At 76.9% G+C, this 17,401-nt stretch carries 18 protein-coding genes; 9 read left to right on the top strand and 9 right to left on the bottom strand.

The window, feature by feature from the left end; genetic code table 11:
• The first annotated feature begins 66 nt into the window (after positions 1-66).
• On the top strand, positions 67-1,020 hold the full coding sequence (locus O2W14_RS12595; RefSeq protein ID WP_269176438.1) for an alpha/beta fold hydrolase: 954 nt from the start codon (positions 67-69) through the stop codon (positions 1,018-1,020).
• Positions 1,017-1,889: an oxygenase MpaB family protein gene (locus tag O2W14_RS12600; RefSeq protein ID WP_269176439.1), complete on the top strand. Its 873-nt coding sequence runs from the start codon at positions 1,017-1,019 to the stop codon at positions 1,887-1,889. The genes O2W14_RS12595 and O2W14_RS12600 overlap by 4 nt, the downstream gene beginning before the upstream one ends.
• 76 nt (positions 1,890-1,965) lie before the next feature.
• Here O2W14_RS12600 and O2W14_RS12605 read toward each other — a convergent pair whose 3' ends face one another.
• Complete coding sequence (locus O2W14_RS12605) at positions 1,966-2,841, bottom strand: LysR family transcriptional regulator ArgP (RefSeq protein WP_269176440.1); 876 nt, start codon at positions 2,839-2,841, stop codon at positions 1,966-1,968.
• 77 nt (positions 2,842-2,918) lie between these two features.
• Here O2W14_RS12605 and O2W14_RS12610 point away from each other — a divergent pair, with 77 nt between their 5' ends.
• Positions 2,919-3,548: a LysE/ArgO family amino acid transporter gene (locus O2W14_RS12610; RefSeq protein ID WP_269176441.1), complete on the top strand. Its 630-nt coding sequence runs from the start codon at positions 2,919-2,921 to the stop codon at positions 3,546-3,548.
• 197 nt (positions 3,549-3,745) lie between these two features.
• Positions 3,746-4,150 carry a VOC family protein gene (locus tag O2W14_RS12615; protein ID WP_269176442.1) on the top strand — a complete coding sequence of 135 codons (405 nt, stop codon included), beginning with the start codon at positions 3,746-3,748 and terminating at the stop codon, positions 4,148-4,150.
• A 5-nt stretch (positions 4,151-4,155) separates the two neighbouring features.
• On the opposite strand, the gene O2W14_RS12620 is transcribed toward O2W14_RS12615, so the two are convergent.
• The 5 genes from O2W14_RS12620 to O2W14_RS12640 form a co-directional block, all read right to left on the bottom strand.
• Positions 4,156-5,016: a RecB family exonuclease gene (locus O2W14_RS12620; RefSeq protein WP_269176443.1), complete on the bottom strand. Its 861-nt coding sequence runs from the start codon at positions 5,014-5,016 to the stop codon at positions 4,156-4,158.
• A 31-nt stretch (positions 5,017-5,047) separates the two neighbouring features.
• Positions 5,048-5,905 (bottom strand): PHP domain-containing protein, encoded by an 858-nt coding sequence (locus O2W14_RS12625; protein ID WP_269176444.1) that lies wholly within the window; start codon positions 5,903-5,905, stop codon positions 5,048-5,050.
• Positions 5,906-5,946: 41 nt separating this feature from the next.
• Positions 5,947-6,642, bottom strand: coding sequence for a PH domain-containing protein (locus O2W14_RS12630; protein WP_269176445.1), 696 nt, complete (start codon positions 6,640-6,642; stop codon positions 5,947-5,949).
• 7 nt (positions 6,643-6,649) lie between these two features.
• The gene (locus O2W14_RS12635; RefSeq protein WP_170311073.1) at positions 6,650-6,805 is read right to left on the bottom strand and encodes a hypothetical protein; all 156 of its coding nucleotides are present in this window, start codon (positions 6,803-6,805) and stop codon (positions 6,650-6,652) included.
• Between the two features lie 159 nt (positions 6,806-6,964).
• The gene (locus O2W14_RS12640) at positions 6,965-7,588 is read right to left on the bottom strand and encodes a DUF6758 family protein (protein ID WP_269176446.1); all 624 of its coding nucleotides are present in this window, start codon (positions 7,586-7,588) and stop codon (positions 6,965-6,967) included.
• A 102-nt stretch (positions 7,589-7,690) separates the two neighbouring features.
• On the opposite strand from O2W14_RS12640, the gene O2W14_RS12645 reads away from it, so the two are divergent.
• The 3 genes from O2W14_RS12645 to O2W14_RS12655 all read left to right on the top strand — a co-directional run bounded on the left by O2W14_RS12645 (position 7,691) and on the right by O2W14_RS12655 (position 9,792).
• Complete coding sequence (locus tag O2W14_RS12645; protein WP_269176447.1) at positions 7,691-8,119, top strand: NUDIX domain-containing protein; 429 nt, start codon at positions 7,691-7,693, stop codon at positions 8,117-8,119.
• 300 nt (positions 8,120-8,419) lie between these two features.
• Positions 8,420-8,908 (top strand): hypothetical protein, encoded by a 489-nt coding sequence (locus tag O2W14_RS12650; RefSeq protein WP_269176448.1) that lies wholly within the window; start codon positions 8,420-8,422, stop codon positions 8,906-8,908.
• A complete protein-coding gene (locus O2W14_RS12655; RefSeq protein WP_269176449.1) occupies positions 8,905-9,792 on the top strand; it encodes an MFS transporter permease in 888 nt (295 codons plus the stop codon). The genes O2W14_RS12650 and O2W14_RS12655 overlap by 4 nt, the downstream gene beginning before the upstream one ends.
• Before the next feature lie 25 nt (positions 9,793-9,817).
• Here O2W14_RS12655 and O2W14_RS12660 read toward each other — a convergent pair whose 3' ends face one another.
• Positions 9,818-10,111 (bottom strand): WXG100 family type VII secretion target, encoded by a 294-nt coding sequence (locus tag O2W14_RS12660; RefSeq protein ID WP_269176450.1) that lies wholly within the window; start codon positions 10,109-10,111, stop codon positions 9,818-9,820.
• Between the two features lie 179 nt (positions 10,112-10,290).
• Between O2W14_RS12660 and O2W14_RS12665 the strand changes: the two genes are divergently transcribed.
• Positions 10,291-14,376, top strand: a complete 4,086-nt coding sequence (locus O2W14_RS12665; protein WP_269176451.1) for an FtsK/SpoIIIE domain-containing protein — start codon at positions 10,291-10,293, stop codon at positions 14,374-14,376.
• A gap of 4 nt (positions 14,377-14,380) precedes the next feature.
• Here the strand turns inward: O2W14_RS12665 and O2W14_RS12670 are convergent, their stop codons facing one another.
• Positions 14,381-14,884, bottom strand: coding sequence for a DUF6912 family protein (locus O2W14_RS12670; RefSeq protein WP_269176452.1), 504 nt, complete (start codon positions 14,882-14,884; stop codon positions 14,381-14,383).
• A gap of 135 nt (positions 14,885-15,019) precedes the next feature.
• Between O2W14_RS12670 and glsA the strand changes: the two genes are divergently transcribed.
• Entirely contained in the window at positions 15,020-15,952 is a 933-nt protein-coding gene (gene glsA / locus O2W14_RS12675) for a glutaminase A (protein ID WP_269176453.1), read from the top strand.
• 13 nt (positions 15,953-15,965) lie between these two features.
• On the opposite strand, the gene O2W14_RS12680 is transcribed toward glsA, so the two are convergent.
• Positions 15,966-17,378, bottom strand: coding sequence for a WS/DGAT/MGAT family O-acyltransferase (locus O2W14_RS12680; RefSeq protein ID WP_269176454.1), 1,413 nt, complete (start codon positions 17,376-17,378; stop codon positions 15,966-15,968).
• Positions 17,379-17,401 lie beyond the last annotated feature (23 nt).

Raw genomic sequence — 17,401 nt, forward strand, 5'->3', positions numbered from 1 at the left:
CGGCGCGGGACCCTGGAGGGTGGCCGGTCGGCGGCGCACGACCGGACGGCGGGGCACACTCGGGGCATGGTCTCCCCCGGCGGCTCAGCCCCAGCCCCCTCCGACGATCCGGACATCGCCGCCGCCGGTGCACCGGGCCAGCTGACCGGGCACGCGGCCACCCGGGTGACGCTCCCCGGCGCGGAGGGTGAGCTGGCCGGGCTGGACACCGGCGGCGCCGGCCCGACCGCCCTGCTGGTGCCCGGGTTCACCGGCAGCAAGGAGGACTTCGCCCCGCTGCTGGACCCGCTGGCCGGCGCCGGGCTGCGGGCGGTGGCGGTCGACCAGCGCGGGCAGCACGAGTCCGCCGGTCCCGAGGACGAGACGCGCTACTCCGTCGACGAGCTGGCCACCGACCTCGTCGCCGTCGGGCAGGCGCTGCGGGCCCAGGGCAGCGGCCCGCTGCACCTGCTCGGTCACAGCTTCGGTGGCCTCGTCGCCCGGGCGGCCGTGCTGGCCGAGCCGGGGTTGTTCGACACCCTGACCCTGCTCGACAGCGGCCCGGCCGAGATCACCGGCTCCTCGACCGAGCTCATCGCCCACCTGGCGCCGCTGCTCGACGTCGGCGGCACCGACCTGCTGGCCTCCACGCTGGGCGAGCTGTGGGCCACCGACCCGGTGCGCGCCGTCACCCCGGCGGAGACCACCGCCTTCCGGCTGGAGGTGGTGCGCCGCAGCAGCGCGGCCGGCCTGCGCGGCATGTCCCAGGCGCTGGTCACCGAGCCCGACCGGGTGGCCGAGCTCGCCGCGACCGGCGTCCCGGTGCTGGTGGCGCACGGCGTCGCCGACGACGCCTGGACCCCGGCCGCGCAGGCGGACATGGCCGCCCGGCTGGGCGCCCGGCACGCGGTGATCGCCCGGGCGCGGCACTCCCCCGCCGTCGAGAACCCCGACTCCACCGTCGACGTGCTGCTGTCCTTCTGGACGGGCACGCCGGCTCCGGCACAGCACGACGAGCAGACCGTGGGAGCACAGTCATGAGGCCGACCCCCTCCATCAAGGACTTCACGCCCGAGGAGGACCTGCTGGGGTTCTTCGGGCCCGACAGCATCAGCTGGCGGATCCACAGCGACCCGGCGTTCTCCGTCGGCGGCATCCGCGCCCTGCTGCTGCAGGCGCTGCACCCGGTGGCCATGGACGGCGTGCACCAGTTCTCCGTCGCCTTCGAGACCGAGCCGTGGGCGCGGCTGACCCGCACCGCCGAGTACGTGGCCACGCTGACCTTCGGCACCCGCCGGGACGCGCTGCGCCAGGTGCGCCGGGTCCGCGGGCTGCACCGCGGCAAGTCGGCGGTCGAGGAGACCACCGGCCGGCACTTCAACGTCGACGACGCCGACCTGCTGCTGTGGGTGCACAACTGCGAGGTCGACTCGCTGCTGTCCACCGCCCGCCGGGCCGGGGTGCCGCTCACCGACGCCGAGGCCGACCGCTACGTCGAGGAGCAGGTCGTGGCCGCGGTGCTGGTCGGCTGCGAGGAGGCCGACGTGCCGCGCACCGAGGCCGCGCTGGCCGCGTACTTCGACGGGATCCGCGCCCAGCTGGCGGTCACCCCGGCCGCCCGCACCGCCTCCCGCTTCATCGTGGTGCCGCCGATGCCCAACTGGGTGCAGCTGCTCACCCCGGCGCGCCCGGCGTGGGCGACCCTGGCCTCCCTCGGTGCGGCCACGCTGCCGCAGTGGGCGCGGAAGCTGTACGGCCTGCCCGGCTTCGGCCTGACCGACGCCGCGGCGACGGCGGCCCTGCGAGCCTTCCGGCAGACCACCCTGGCCATCCCCTCGCGGGTGCGGGAGTCCCCGATCGTGCGGGCCGCCCGCGAGCGCGTCGCGGACGCCGAGCCGCTCGTCGCCTGAGGAAGTCGAAGGACCCCCTCGCCCCCCACACCACGCTCCGCGCGGTCCGGGGCCCTGCGAGGGGGCCGCAGGGACGTCAGGGCTGGTCGAGGTGGTGGCGGGCGGCGGTGCGGACGGCCTCGGCCACCCGGTCCAGGGACGGCGAGCGCAGCCGCCACTGCTGCCAGTGCAGCACGACGTCCACGCCGCCGTCCCGGTCGAGCTCGGCCAGGCCGCCGGGTGGCTCCTGCTGGCGCGGCACCATCCCCCAGCCGAAGCCCAGGGTGACGGCGCTGACGTAGTCGACCGAGGCCGGCACGTGGTGCAGCGGCGGGACCGCCGGGTCGACGCCGCGCGCACGCAGGTAGCCGTGCTGGAGGTCGTCGGTGCGGTCGAACACCACCACCGGCGCCCGGGCCAGCGACTGGGCGGTGACGCCGTCGGGGAACCAGCGGCGGACGAAGTCGGGAGTGGCCATCGGCCGGTAGCGCATGCCGCCGAGCCGGGTGACCGTGCAGCCGGGCACCGGGTCGGCCGCCGCGGTCACCGCGGCCATCACCCGACCCTCGCGCAGCAGCGCCGCGGTGTGCTCCTGGTCCTGCAGGTGCAGGTCGAAGGCGATGTCGCCGGCCAGCGGGGCGAGCGCGGGCAGCACCCAGGTGGCCATCGAGTCGGCGTTCAGCGCGATGGGCAGGGTCACCGGGCGGTCGCCGTCCCCGGGCGCCAGCTCCCGGCTCGCGTCGGCGGCCAGCAGCGCCACCTGCCGGGCCAGCCGCAGCACCGGCTGTCCGGACTCGGTCACCTGCACCGGCTTGCTGCGCACCAGCAGCACCCGGCCGGTCGCGGCCTCCAGCGCCTTGAGCCGCTGGCTGATCGCACTCGGCGTGACGTGCAGCGCGCGGGCCGCCCCGTCGAGCGTGCCGGCGGTGACCGTGGCGTCGAGCGCGCGGAGCTGGGCGAGGTCGAGGTCCACCTTCTCATTAGACGCGCTTCAGCTACATCAGGAAAGACAGCTGGAGTCACGACTGACGCCGCCCTACCGTCATCGGCATGTCACCCGCCCTGCTCACCGCTGCCGCCGCCGGACTCGGGCTGGGCCTGTCGCTGATCGTCGCGATCGGGGCGCAGAACGCCTTCGTGCTCCGCCAGGGGCTGCGCGGGGAGCACGTCGCCGCGGTGGTGGCCGTCTGCCTGCTGTCCGACGTCGTCCTGATCGCTGCCGGGGTGGGCGGTGCCGGCGCGCTGGTCACCCGGGCACCGGACGTGGTGACCGTCGTCTGCTTCGCCGGCGCGGCGTTCCTGCTGGTCTACGGGCTGATGGCCGCCCGCCGGGCCCTGCGGCCCGGCGCGCTGCTGACCGACGCCGCCGGGGGCCGCACCCGGGGCACGGTCGCCGTCACCACCGCGCTGGCGCTCACCTGGCTCAACCCGCACGTCTACCTGGACACCGTGGTGCTCCTCGGGTCGCTGTCGAGCACCTACGGCGACCGGCGGTGGGCCTTCGGCGGCGGCGCGGCGGTGGCCAGCGCGCTGTGGTTCATCGGCCTGGGCTTCGGTGCCCGGCTGCTGCGGCCGGTGTTCGCCCGCCCGGCCGCCTGGCGGGTGCTCGACGCGCTGATCGCCGTGATCATGCTGGCGCTGGCGGCGTCCCTCGCCGTCCGCGGCGCGACCGGCGGCTGACCCCCTGGCGCCGGCGGGCCGTCCGGCGCTACGGTCCCCGGCCATGACTGCCGGGTCGGCTCCGCGCCGTGCACGGACAGGGCACCCGGCCGCCGGGTGACCCCGCGGCGGGCCCGTGGCCCGCCCGACGAGAGAGCACCAGACGCTCCGGCCGCGACCCCGCCGCCGGGCCCTCTCTCGTCCAGGAGCCCACCCTCATGCCCACCGCCCTCCACCACATGATCGTCCCGGTGTCCGACCGCGACGCCGCCGTCGCCTGGTTCGTCGACCTGCTGGAGCTGCGCGAGCCGTGGCCCAACGCCTTCTTCCTCAGCGTGCAGCTCGACGACCACCTCGTGCTCAACTTCGCGACTGCACCGGTGCCCGAGCCGCTCCACCTCGCCTTCCTCGTCGACGACGCGCACTTCGACCGGGTCCAGGCGCGCTTCGACGCCGACGGGACGCCGTACGCTGCCGACCCGCCCGGCCGCCGGCCGCAGGAGGTCGGCGCCGTCAACGCCGACGGCAGCGGCCGGCGACTGTACTTCCGCGGGCCTGACGGCCACCTGCTGGAGGTGGTGACCGCCCGCTACACCGACGTCCCGGTGGCCTCGGCGCCTTGACCGGCTCAGTCGGTCGGGACGGCCTCGGTCGGGAGGAAGCTCCACGTCTCCCGGGCCGGCGCGGCGGCCTGTCCGGTCGGGCAGCTGGACCGGAAGTCGCACCAGCTGCACTGCTGCCCGGGCACCGGCGGGAACGCGGCGTCGACGTCGGCCCCGCCGTCGAGGGCCTCGGTGGCGGCGGTGATGTCGAGGGCGATGTCCTCGGCCCGGCGCACGTGGTTGGCCAGCGACCGCTCGGTGTGCTCGAACGCCGCGACCGTGCCCGAGGGCAGGTGGTGCAGCTCGACCCGGCTGCAGGCGCGGCGCAGCGTGCGCCGGACGCCGAGCACGTACAGCGCCAGCGCCGGGGAGCTGCGGGCGTCGTCCTCCGTGCTGGGGGTGCGGCCGGTCTTGTAGTCGACGACCACCAGTTCGTCACCGCGGCGGTCGATCCGGTCGACGCGACCGGACAGCGCCAGCGCCTCGGTGGTGGCCCCGACGGTGCGCTCGGTGCCGGCCGGCTCGTCGGTGGGGTCCAGCTCGGCGACGTAGTCGGTCAGCCACCCGGCCGCCTTCGCCCGCCAGGTCTGCGCCTGCTCGTCGTCGCGGAAGCCGGCCCGCGACCAGCCGCTGTACAGCAGCTGCCGCGCCGAGGACGGCGTGCGCTTCTCCAGCGGGAGGTCCCACCACGACCGCAGGGCCGCGTGCACCGCCGCACCCACCGTGTTGTGCGCCCACGCCGGGCCGCGGGGCGGGCGGGGCTGGGTCAGGTAGGCGAACCGGTAGCGGCGCGGGCAGTCGGCGAAGGTGGCCAGCTTGCTCGGGGTGCAGGAGAACAGCCGCTTGGGCATGCCCGGCATCTCGAGCTGGTCGCTGCCTGTCCCCACGCCGCCACGGTAGCCCGCGGGTACGACGGTCTCAGTCGGCCAGCACGGTGGTGCCGGTGCCGGCGGCCAGCAGCGCGGCGTACTGGTCGGGCTCGGTGGTGCAGGCCGCGATCGGCGTCCGCTTGTTGGTGCCGTGGTAGTCGCTGGACCCGGTGCACAGCAGGCCGAGCCGGCCGGCCAGGGCGCGCAGGTGCTCCCGCTGCTCGGGGGTGTGGTCCGGGTGGTCGACCTCCAGGCCGAGCAGCCCGGCGTCGGCCATCGACTCGATCGCGGCGTCGTCGACGACCCGGCCGCGGGAGGTCGCCAGCCCGTGGGCGAACACCGGCACCCCGCCGGCGGCGCGCACCAGGGCGATGCCCTCGAGCACGTCGGTGTCGACCTTGGCCGCGTAGTAGGGGCTGCCGTGGTGCAGCAGGCTGGCGAAGGCCGCGTCGACCGAGGCGACGACGCCGGCGTCCACCAGCGCCCGGGCCACGTGCGGGCGGCCGACCACGCCGCCCTCGCTGCGGGCGAGCACGTCGGCCCAGACCACCGGGTACCCGTCGGCGGCCAGCGCGCGCACGATCAGCTCCGCGCGGGACAACCGCTCGGCGCGCAGCCGGGCCTGCTCGGTCGAGAAGGCGGGGTGGACGGGGTCGAAGAGGTAGGCGAGCAGGTGCAGGGAGACCGGCGCCCCCTCGCCCGCGGACCAGCTGCAGGACAGCTCCATGCCCGGGACGACGGTGAGCCCGGCCGGCCGGGCGGCGGCCGCGGCGGCCCAGCCGGCGGTGGTGTCGTGGTCGGTGAGGGCGACGACGTCGAGCCCCGCAGCGGCCGCGGTGGCGACGAGCTGGGCGGGGCTCTCGGTGCCGTCGGAGACCGAGGAGTGGGTGTGCAGGTCGATGCGCACACCCCCAGCCTGCCGCACACCCTCCACCGTCCGCCGCCGGGTCAGTCCTCCTCGAGCGGGTCGCGGACCGTGGTGGGCCGCAGCCGCGGGATGGGCGCGGTGTCGTGGCGGCGTCCGTTGGTCAGCGGGCGGGGCATCCGCTGCTCGGGGGCGTCGGGCTCACCCCGGTCGTCGGCGGCCAGCGAGCCCTCGGCGTCCTCGTCGGAGCTGACCGGGTTGGAGGAGGAGTCGGTGCCGAACATGAGCTCGGACAGCCGCTTGTAGAGGGCGTCGGCGTGCGGCATGTAGTCGATGACGTCCAGGCCCTGGGACTGCCCGGCGGACTCGAACCGGAAGGTGCCGTAGCCCAGGACCTGCCCCCAGAAGGTCTCCTTCCAGGTCAGGTCGGTGATCCGGCGCAGCGGCATGACGGCCACGGTGCGGATGAGCACCCCGGACGTCAGCAGCACGCGGCGCCGGGTGACCAGGAAGTGCCGCACCCACCACTCGGCGACGTACAGCGCCAGGTAGCCCAGCGCACCGAGCACGACCACCAGCCCGACGACGGTCGAGACCCGGTTGGTCGGGTCCAGCTGCAGCACCCAGATGCCGACTACCAGCGCCGGGACCCCGCGGACCACGGGACGGGCGAGGACCGCCGGGTGACGGCGGGTGGCGATGACCGGTGGCTCGTCGGCCAGCAGGTACTTCTCGGCGTCCTTGCCCCAGCGGGGCCTGCGCGTGCGCGGGCCGGACACGACCGGGCTAGACGAGCGAGCCCACGAAGGCCGACAGCGAGGCGGCCGCGTCACCGAGGGCGGAGCCCGCGCTGCGCACGATGCCGGCGGCGTCCTCCGGTCGCTGGATGACGTAGAAGACCACGAAGGCGACGGCCAGCCAGGTGAGCACCTTCTTCAGCACGTGCGCGCTTCCTTCCTCAGGCGGCCAGGCGGACGCGACGACGGCGCGGCACCACGACGGTCCACGGGACCGCGGCCCATGAGTAACAGCCGCCCCACCCGGAGCACCAGCCGCCACGCCGGGGACGGACGACGAATGGACGAGGCGCCGTCGGGCAGCTCAGCGGCCGGGGAGCAGCCGTCCGGTCGGCGGGCCCAGCGGCAGGTCGGGGTGCACGCGGTCGCGCAGGTCGAGCAGGTCGAGGTCCTCGGCCAGCAGCCAGGCCGCCGACGCCGGCCACGTGACCAGCCACAGCCACACCCCGTGGGCCTCCCCCACGTAGGCGGCCCGGTCGTCGACGGTGGGCACCATCCACAGCGGCGCCCGCTGGCCGGCGGCCTGCACCTCCGCGTGCGAGGGCCCGGAGACGAGGTCACCGGGGTCGACGCCGGGCAGGCCGGCGTAGCCGCAGCCCAGGCCGGTGCCCGGCTCCTCGGCGACCAGCACCAGTTCGGCCGGGCCGCCCAGCGGAGCGGGGCCGGCGCAGGCCACGACGATCGCCCGGGCACCGGGCTCCCCGCCCCAGGCCAGCCCGGTGACCGCCCAGCCGCCGGGCATCGGGTCGGGCACCCAGGCCGGGACGCGGGCGTCGGCGCAGATCGCGCGGATCTCGTCGTGGGCGATGACGGCGGTGTGGTGCAACGGGGTGACGGCGGCGTGCACGTGGCACCAGCCCTCCCCGGTCGATCCCGGGCGGACCTGGAGGACCTCCCCGCACCGCGGGCACACCGGGGACACGCTCATGGCCGCTCACCGTCCTGTTCTGCCGGAGCTCCGTCAAGCATCGGGCACCGGGCGCCCGTCCGCGTCACGGGGTGACGTGGCCGCCGGCCGTAGCCTGCGGGCGTGGACCAGACCCCGCCCGGAGAGCCGCTGCCCGAGGTGCCGTGCGTGGGCGCCGTCGTGCACGACGAGCAGGGCCGGCTGCTGCTGATCCGGCGCGGGCACGAGCCCAGCGCCGGCCTGTGGTCGGTGCCCGGCGGGCGGATGGAGGCCGGGGAGACCCAGGAGCAGGCCGTGGTCCGCGAGCTCGCCGAGGAGACCGGTCTGGTGGTGCACCCGCTGCGGCCGATCGGCTCGGTGCGGGTCGCGGGGCCTGGCGTGGTCTACCTGGTCACCGACTGGCTGTGCAGCGTCGGGGCCGGGCAGCACCCGGTCGCCGGGGACGACGCCGACGACGCGGTCTTCGTGGACGCGGCCGGGCTCGCCGCGCTGGACATGGCGCCCGGCGTGGTGGCCGCGCTGTCCGGCTGGGGCGTGCTGCCGCGCTGCTGACCCGCACCGGCGTGGCGGGTGGGCAGGTGCGACCGGTGGCGCGGCGGCTGGGCTGGCGCGGCGGGCGGGCTGGCGCGGCCGGCGGGCCGGTGCGGCCGGTGGGCCGGTGCGGCGGGCGGGCCGGTGCGGCCGGTGGGCCGGTGGGCCGGTGCGGCCGGTGGGCCGGTGCGGCGGGCGGACCGGTGCGGCCGGTGGACCGGCGCGTGGGCCGGTGCGGCGGGTGCGGCGGGTGGGGCCGGTGGGCCGGTGTGGCGGCGCCGGTCACCCCGCCGGGGCGGGCGGCGAACCTACGATGCCCGCGTGCAGCTGCAGCTCCCTCCCTCCCCCACCGCGGAGGCCGAGGTCGTCCGGCTGCCCCGGGCCGCCCGCGCCTGGCGGCTGGCCGTCGCCGGGGTCGTGCTGACCCTGACGCTGGCCGGCACCGCCTGGGGCACCGACGACGACTTCCCGTTCGGCCCGTTCCTCATGTACGCCGGCCGGGCCGGCAACGACGCCCCCGTCGGCTCCACCCGGGTGGTGGGGGTGACGGCCGACGGCACCGAGGTGGGGATGTCCGGCGGTGAGGTGGGACTGCGCCGGGCGGAGTTCGAGGGGCAGCTGGGCCGGGTGATCGAGCAGCCCGCGCTCCTCGGTGCGCTGGGCGAGGCGTACGTGCGGCGCAACCCGTCGGCGGAGCCGCTGGTGCGGGTCGACGTGGTCCAGCGCGACTTCGAGCTGCGCGACGGCGTGCAGACCGGCGCGTTCACCGACCGGGTCGTGGTCAGCTCCCCGGTCGAGGCGGCCGAGTGAGCACCGCCGTGGCGAGCCCGCCGGCCGCCCCTGTGCGCGACCGCTGGTGGTTCCGGCCGGTCCCGCTGGCCCGGATCGCGGTCTTCCGGGTGATCGCCTACCTGTTCATCCCGATCGACGTCTTCCTCACCACCACCTTCGTGCGCGCGCACGCCGACGTCCCGACCGCCTGGTACCAGCCGCTGGCGGTCGGCCGGCTGCTGCACCTGCCCACCCCGACCACCACGGTGGTGCTGGTCGTGCAGTGGGCGCTCGTGCTCACCGCCCTGGCCGCCACGACCGGCCGTGCGCCGCGGGCGCTGGGGCTGACCGTCTTCGTCCTCTACTTCGAGTGGATGGTCATCGCGATGAGCTACGGGAAGGTGGACCACGACCGGTTCGCCTTCCTGGTGGCCCTGGCCGTGCTGCCCACCATCGGGCGGGCGCACCTCCGGGACCGGCGCTCCTCGGAGGCCGCCGGCTGGGCGATGGCCCTGGTGCTGGTCGCAGTGGTGCTCACCTACTTCCTCGCCTTCTGGGCCAAGATGCGCTTCGGCGGCTGGAACTGGGCCACCGGTGCCACGCTGACCTGGGCGGTCATCCGCCGCGGGACGCCGTTGTCCAACTGGACGCTGGACGTGCCGTGGCTGCTGCCCGCGGCGCAGTGGCTGATGCTGGTGTTCGAGGCGCTCACCCCGCTGATGCTGCTGGTGCGCCGCGACCGCGCCCGGATCGCGCTCGTGGCGTTCCTGATCGGCTTCCACCTGATGGTCTTCGCCGGCGTGACGATCATCTTCCTGCCGCACTGCATCGCGATCGCCTCGATCCTGCCGTGGGAGCGGCTCGTCGGGGCACGGCGCCGTGCGGCCGACGCAGCACCTGCGACGAGCCCGCTCCCGGGCTGACCGGGCCCTGCCCGGCCCGGGCGGGTCAGAGCAGGGCGCCGATCCGCGCGGCCATCTCGGTCTCGTGCTGCTGGTAGGCCGCGGCCACGCTGTTCAGCAGCTGGCCCATGCCGGTGAGCGCGTCGCTCACGCCCTGACTGGACAGCCGCCACTTCTCGTAGAGCTCGCTGAACTGCACCGCGGCCTGGCTGTCGGTCCAGCCCTCCAGCACCGAGCTGTTGATGCCCGCGGACAGCGTGGCGTGCCGGGCGGTGGTGTCGGCGGCCTCCGCCTGGCACTGCCCGGCCATCGTGGTGAGCGTCGCGATGTCGACCTTCATGGTTCCTCCTCGGCCCGGGCCCGTCCCGGTGAGCTCAGAACGTAGGGCGGGCGGCGTTCCCGCGGCCGGCGCCGTCCACAGGGCGGACCGCCGTCCACAGGTCCGCGCCGCCGGGCCCCACGGACGCCTCCGCGTCGGCACCATCCCTGCGTGCGCTCCTCCTGCCTCCGGCGCCGGCCGTGACGCCGGGCGACCGGGACCCCGCCGTCCGCACCTGGACCCTGCACACCCTCGAGGGCGCCGTCGACGTCGACGTCCGCGCACCGGACGACGCCGTCCTCGGCGACGTGCTCGGGCCGCTCGGTGCGCAGCTGGGCACCCCGGGGACCGCGCTCTGGTCAGGTTCGGGCGCGCTGTCGGCCGACACCCTGCTCACGGCGGCCTCCCTACGTCACGGGGCGGTGCTGGGGCTGGGCCGGCCCGGGCCGCGCCCCGGCCCGACGGCCGGGTCCGGCGCGCTGGAGCTGCACGTGGTGGGCGGCCCGGACGCCGGCCGCGCGGTCCCGCTCGGACAGGGCGACCTGGTCCTGGGGCGGGGCGCCGGCTGCGCGCTGCCGCTGGCCGACCCCGACGTGTCCCGCCGACACGCGGTCATCTCGGTGGCGGAGGGCCGGGTGGGCGTGGCTGACCTCGGATCCTCCAACGGGTCGTGGCTGACCGCCGGCCCCGGTGCGCCGGTGCGGCTGGGCGCCGAGCCCCACGAGTGGCCGGTCGGGGCGACCGTGCGGATCGGCGCCAGCACGCTGCGGCTGACCGGCCCGCGGGGCGCGACGCTGCAGTGCGCGCCCGCGACCGGCGGCCGGGTCCTGGTCCGCCCGCTGCGGGCGACCCCCGTCGCGCCCGGCACCGGCTCGGTGCGGCGGCCGGCTCCGCCAGCGGAGGCGCCGCGTCGCCGGCTGGGGTGGGTGGCGGTGCTGCTGCCCGCGGTGGGCGGCGTCCTCATGGCCTGGCTGCTGTCGGCGCCGCACTTCCTCTTCTTCGCCCTGCTCAGCCCGGTGGTCGCGGTGGCCACCTGGTCCTCGGACCGGCTGTCCGGACGCCGGTCCCGCCGTCGGGACGTCGCCGGGCACGCGGCCGCGCTCGCCCGCGCCGACGCCGAGCTGGACGCGGCGGTCGCCGCCGACCTCGCCGCGCGGAACGAGGCCGCACCCGACCCGGCCCGGCTGGCCGCCGCGGCTCGTCGGCGCTCCAGTCCCCTGTGGTCCCGGGCGGGCGCGGAGACGCTGCCCGCCCGGTTGGGCACCGGTCCCGGGCCGACCGGCGTCACCCGGGTCGAGCCCGACGGGACCCGCACCCCCGCCCGCGCCGAGCACCTGCCGGTCACCGTGCCGCTGGGCACCACCGGCGGGCTGGGCGTCGTCGGGCCGCGTCCGGTCGTCCTCGCCGCCGCCCGCGCGCTGGTCTGCCAGCTCACCGTCCTGTACCCACCCGCCGACCTGCGGATCGTGCTGGCCTGCGGACCGCGACAGCTCCCGGACTGGCGCTGGGCCCGCTGGTTGCCACACCTGGCCTCGGTCGGGACGGACGGCGCCCCGCTGCCGGCCGAGCTGCTGACCCCGGGGGGCGACGGCGGGCCGCGCACCCTCGTGGTCCTCGACGGGCCGGTCGACCAGCGGACCGTGTCGGCGCTGGCCGCCGCCCCCGACGTGCTGCGCGTCGACCTGGCCGACGCCGAGGCCGGCCTCGCCCTGCCCGCCCTCGCCCGGCTGCAGGTGGCCGGGGAGACCGGCACCAGCGGGCGGCTGCGCGTCCCTGGCGCGGACGGGGAGCGGTCGCTGACGCTGGACGGCCTCGGTGAGGACACCGCCGACCGGCTCGCCCGCGACCTCGCCACGCTGACCGGGCCGGCCCGGACGGGCGGGCTGCCCGACACCGCCCGGCTGCTGGACCTGCCCTCGGGTGGGCTGACGGTCGACCCGGCGACCGACCTCGCGACCGGTGCCTGGTCCCGCGCACGCGACCGGCTCACCGCGGTGCTGGGCGCCACCGACCAGGGCCCCCTGGCCGTCGACCTGGTCTCCGACGGCCCGCACGCCCTGGTCGCCGGCACCACCGGGTCGGGGAAGTCCGAGCTGCTGCAGACGCTGGTGGCCGGTCTGGCCCTGCACCACCCGCCCGACCGCTGCAGCCTCCTGCTGGTCGACTACAAGGGCGGCGCGGCCTTCGGCGAGGCAGCGGCGCTGCCGCACACGGTCGGCGTGCTGACCGACCTGGACCCCCAGTCGACCGCGCGGGCACTGCGCTCCCTGGCGGCCGAGCTGACCCGGCGGGAGCGGCTGCTGGCCGAGCACGGCACCCGCGACCTCGCCCAGCTGCCGGCCGAGGTGCCCGCCGGCCGGCTGGTCATCGTCGTCGACGAGTTCGCCACGCTGGCCGAGGAGCTGCCCGGCTTCGTCACCGGGCTCGTCAGCATCGCCCAGCGGGGCCGCTCGCTCGGCGTCCACCTGGTGCTGGCCACCCAGCGCCCGGCCGGCGTGGTCAGCCCGGAGATCCGGGCCAACTGCTCGCTGCGGATCTGCCTGCGCACCACCGACGAGGCCGATGCCCGCGACGTGCTGGGCAGCACGCTGCCCGCCACGCTGTCCCCTGACCGACCCGGCCGGGCGTACCTGCGCACCGGCAGCGCCGCACCGGTCCTCCTCCAGGTGGCCCGGGTGTCGACCGGACCGGACGCCGACGCCCCCGCGGTCTCGGTCACCCGGCGCCCGTGGCCCGCCGCTCCCCTCCCGCACCGGTCACCCGACGCGGTGACCGGCCGGACCGACCTGCAGCGGCTGGTCCGCGCGGTCGGGGACCGGGCGCGGGCGGCGGGGATCGGCTCCCCCGACCGGCCGTGGCTGCCACCACTGCCCGACCACCTGCCGGCGGTCGCGCTGGACCCCGCGACCGCCGGGGCCTCGGCCACCGTGCTGCGCATCGGGCTGCAGGACTCCCCCGACGCACAGTCGCAGCCGCCGCTGGAGCTCGACCTGGGCGCCGGGGGCGGCTGGCTGCTCGTCGGCGGCCCGCGCAGCGGACGGAGCACCGCGCTGCGGACCGTCGTCGGCGAGGGCGTGCGCCAACTGCCCCCGGCTCGCCTGCAGGTGCACGCCCTCGACCACGGCGGTGGCGCCGTGGCGGCCCTGGTCGCCGGCCTGCCGCACGCGGGCACGACGGTCGGCCGGGACGACGCGCACCGCAGCCTCCGACTGGTGTCCCGGCTGGTCGCCGAGGTCGACCGCCGCCGGGCCGGCACCGGCGACGGCGACCCGCTCCTGCTGCTGGTCGTCGACGGCTGGGAGAGCCTGACCGCCCAGTTGGAGGAGGCCGACCCGGCGGCCGGCGCCGGCGGGCTGCTGCGCCTGGTGCGCGAGGGCGCCGCGGTCGGGCTGACCGTGGTCCTCACCGCCGAGCGGGCGGTCCCGGGCAGCCGGCTGGCCGCGGCGGTCCGCAGCCGGCTGGTGCTGCCACTGCCCGACCGCGCCGACTACGCCGTGGCCGGCGTCGCCGCGCGGGCCGTCCCCGGGCACCGTCCACCGGGCCGGGCGCTGCTGGGCGAGGACGCGGTCGAGTGCCAGCTGGCCCTGCCCCGGCTGCCGCTGCAGCCGCGCAGCGGACCGGCCGCGCCGGTCCCGGCCGTGCGGGTCGTGCAGCTGCCCGCCGACCCCGAGCTGCCGCTGCCGGCGGCCACCGCCGACGACCCGGCCGGGCTGACGCTGCTGCTGGGGCCCGGCGGTGACGACGGCACACCCGTGGAGCTCGACGTCTCCCGCACCGGCGGTCTGCTGGTCGTCGGGCCACCGGGCAGCGGCCGGTCCGCGACGCTGCGCGCCCTCGGCCGGCACTTACGCGCGCTCGGCGTCCCGGTGGCCGAACTGGTCCACCCGCCGGCGTCCTCGCAGGACGAGCTGTCCCGTACCGACGCAGCCGGGCTGCGGGCCTGGGTGGCCGCGCAGGACGGCCGGCGGGCGGTCGTGCTCGCCGACGACCTGACCGGGCTGCCCGACGAGGTCGCCGACGTCCTGGGCGCCGCAGGGAACCGGCTGCTGGTGCTGGCCACCGGCACGGCCGCGGAGCTCGCCGCCTCGTTCCGGGGCCCGGTGGCCGGCCTGCGTCGCAGCCGCACCGCCCTGCTGCTGCGCCCGGCCCCCGGCGATGCCGAGCTGCTCGGGCTGCGGGTGCCGCGCACCCCGCTGCCGTCCCGGCCCGGCTCCGGCTGGCTGGTGGACGCCCGCGGCGCCACCCGGGTGCAGGTGGCCCGGCACCGCACCGGGCCCGCCCGGTGAGACCTCAGAGGAGCTCGAGCGCCGGGCCGATCTCCTGGGTCGCGTACCAGGCCAGCTCATGACCCTCGGCCTGGTCGACGACGAACTGGGCGTCGGTGCTGCCCAGGTCGGCCTCCAGCACCAGGTCCACCGCGGCCCGCACGTCGGCCTCGGCCTCGGCGACGTCGATGTGCGCGCTGGCGACGTCGGCGGTGGTCACGTCGGCGGTGGTGCGCGCCGCCCCGGCGTCCGCGCCCTCGTCGACGATCGGGGTGATCGTCGACTCCGGGACGTCGGCGGCGAGCACGACGCGGCGGCGTACGGCGACCGGGTCGACGTCGAGCAGCCGCAGGCTGGCCCGCGCCGCGGCGATGAGGGCCGCGTACTCCAGCTCCTCCTCGTCCTCGCTGAGCTCGTAGGCCCCCCGCAGCTGCGGGGTGACCGTGAAGACGGTGAGCGGGCCGGTCAGGCGGCCCTCGTCGAGCAACCGCTGCAGCACGGTCGTCGTGGCCGGCAGGTACACGCGCACCCCGGTTCGCCTCCTCAGTCGTGGGACAGCGACTCCAACGTCACCGACCCGGCGATCTTCCCAGTCGCTGCGCCGGGCACCGCGGGCGACGCCGTCCACCGGGCCCCGCCCGGCAGTCCGTGGCAACGTGCGGGGGTGCCCGCCACCTCCCCCGACGCGACCGCCGACCTCACCGACGTCCTCGAGCGGGTCGCCGCCGAGGCCCACCCGCTCGCCGCGGACGACGAGGTCGCCCAGCCCGGCGCCGGGCCGGAGCGCTTCGGCCTCGCGCTGTGCGAGCTCGACGGGACCGAGCACGTCGCCGGCGACGCCGACGTCGGCTTCCCCGTCCAGAGCGTGGTCAAGGTGTTCACGCTGACCGCGGCGCTCCGCCTGGTCGGCGAGGACGTGTTCCAGCGGGTGGGCCGGGAGCCCTCCGGTGACCCCTTCGACTCCCTCGTCCAGCTCGAGCGGGAGCACGGCGTGCCCCGCAACCCGTTCATCAACGCCGGCGCGGTGGTCGTCACCGACGTGCTGGTGGAGGCCACCGGCTCACCGGCGGCGGCCCGGGCCGCGGTCACCGACCTGCTGTCGGACCTGGTCGGTGAGCGGCTCGAGCCCGACCCCGAGGTGGTCGCCGAGGAGCGCGCGGGTGCCGCGTTGAACACGGCGATGGGCCACCTGATGCGGTCCTTCGACAACTTCACCCACCCGGTGGACGAGGTGGTGGACGCCTACGGGCACCTGTGCGCGCTCACCGTCACGGCCCGGCAGCTGGCCCGCGCCGCTCGCTTCCTGGCCAACGACGGGGTCGACCCGCGCACCGGCGACCGCGTCCTGGACGAGCCCCTGGCCCGGCGGGTCAACGCGGTGATGATGACCTGTGGCACCTACGACGCCGCGGGTCAGTTCGCCTACGACGTGGGCTTCCCGTGCAAGAGCGGCGTGGCCGGCGCGGTCATGGGCGACGTGCCCGGCCGGTTCGGCGTCTGCGCCTGGTCACCCCCGCTGGACACCGCGGGCAACTCCCGGGCCGGCCGGGTGGCGCTGCACCTGCTCAGCGAACGACTGGACCTGTCCCTGCTGTGAGACCGCCGGGGGCTCAGCCCGCCGTCTCCACGAGGTAGGCGACCTCCTGCTCGATGAGGTCGGCGAGCACGTCGACGTCGCTGACGGTGTCCCGGTCGCCGTTGAGGCCGACGTAGACGGTCCCGTCGTAGCTGGTCAGCCCGATCGCCAGGCCCTGGCCGCGCACCAGCGGGACCACCGGGAAGACCTCGGCCATCCGGGCACCGCCGGCGTACAGCGGCACCTGCGGCCCGGGCACGTTGATCACCACGAGGTTGAACAGCCGGCGGGACAGCCCGCTGGCCGCCCGGGCGCCCAGGGCGTGCAGGGTCGGCGGCGCGAAGCCCGACAGCGCGCTGAGCGTGTCGGCCCCGACCGACTGCCCGCTGGGCGCGACGCCGCGCATGGCGTAGCTGATCCGGGTCAGCCGCACCCGCGGGTTGGGCTCGCCGACGGGGAGGTCGACCAGGAACGAGCGCACCTCCCCGGCCGCGGCGTCGTCCTCCCCGCGCACCGAGACCGGCACCAGCGCGCGCACCGAGGTGCTGCTGACCACCGGCTCGCCCCGGGACAGCAGCCACTCCCGCAGCGCCCCGGTCACCACGCTGAGCAGCACGTCGTTGACCGTCCCGCCGTGCGCGGCACGCACCACCCGGAGGTCGTCGAGGGTGGCCCGGGCGACCGCGACCCGGCGCTGGCGGCCGATCGGGGCGTTCAGCGAGCTGGCCGGCGCCGGGGAGACCGCGGTCCGGGCGAGAGCGGCGGCCAGTCCACCGGCCACCCCGGCCCAGCGGAAGGCCGTGGCACGGACGTCGCCCACGGCGGTGCGGGCGGTCTCCAGCACGTCCGAGGGGCGCCGCAGGTAGTCCTCGACCGCCTCCCACACCAATGCCGCCGGGCCGGGTGGACGGCGGGGCAGCCAGGGGTCGGCCGCCGGAAGCGGCGCGGTGCCCGCGATGGGGTCGGGGTCGAGGATGACCTGGCCGATGTCGATGGCGCCCAGGCCGTCGACCAGCGCCGGGTGGGTCTTGGTGACCACGGCCGTGCGGCCACCCTCCAGACCCTCGACGAGGTACATCTCCCACAGGGGGCGGCTGCGGTCCAGCGGCCGGGCGGTCAGCCGGGCGACCAGGTCCAGCAGCTGCTCCTCGGTGCCCGGACGGGGCAGCGCGGAACGGCGCACGTGGTAGCCGAGGTCGAAGTCCGGGTCGTCGACCCACGCCGGGTTGGCCAGGTGCCCGGGCACCTCGACCACCTTCTGCCGGTAGCGCGGCACCAGCGGCAGCCGGGCGCGTACGAGCTCCACGAGCGCCTCGTGGTCGAACGCCTCCGCGGGCCGGTCCAGCACCAGGACAGCGCCGACGTGCATCGGGGTGCCGGGCTCCTCCAGGTACAGGAAGGACGCATCCAGCGCGGTCAGCCGCTCGACCACCGTGACCCTCCTCACCGTCGGGACCCCCACGCTACGGG

It is taken from the genome of Modestobacter sp. VKM Ac-2986, from assembly GCF_026967795.1.
Lineage (GTDB): Bacteria > Actinomycetota > Actinomycetes > Mycobacteriales > Geodermatophilaceae > Modestobacter.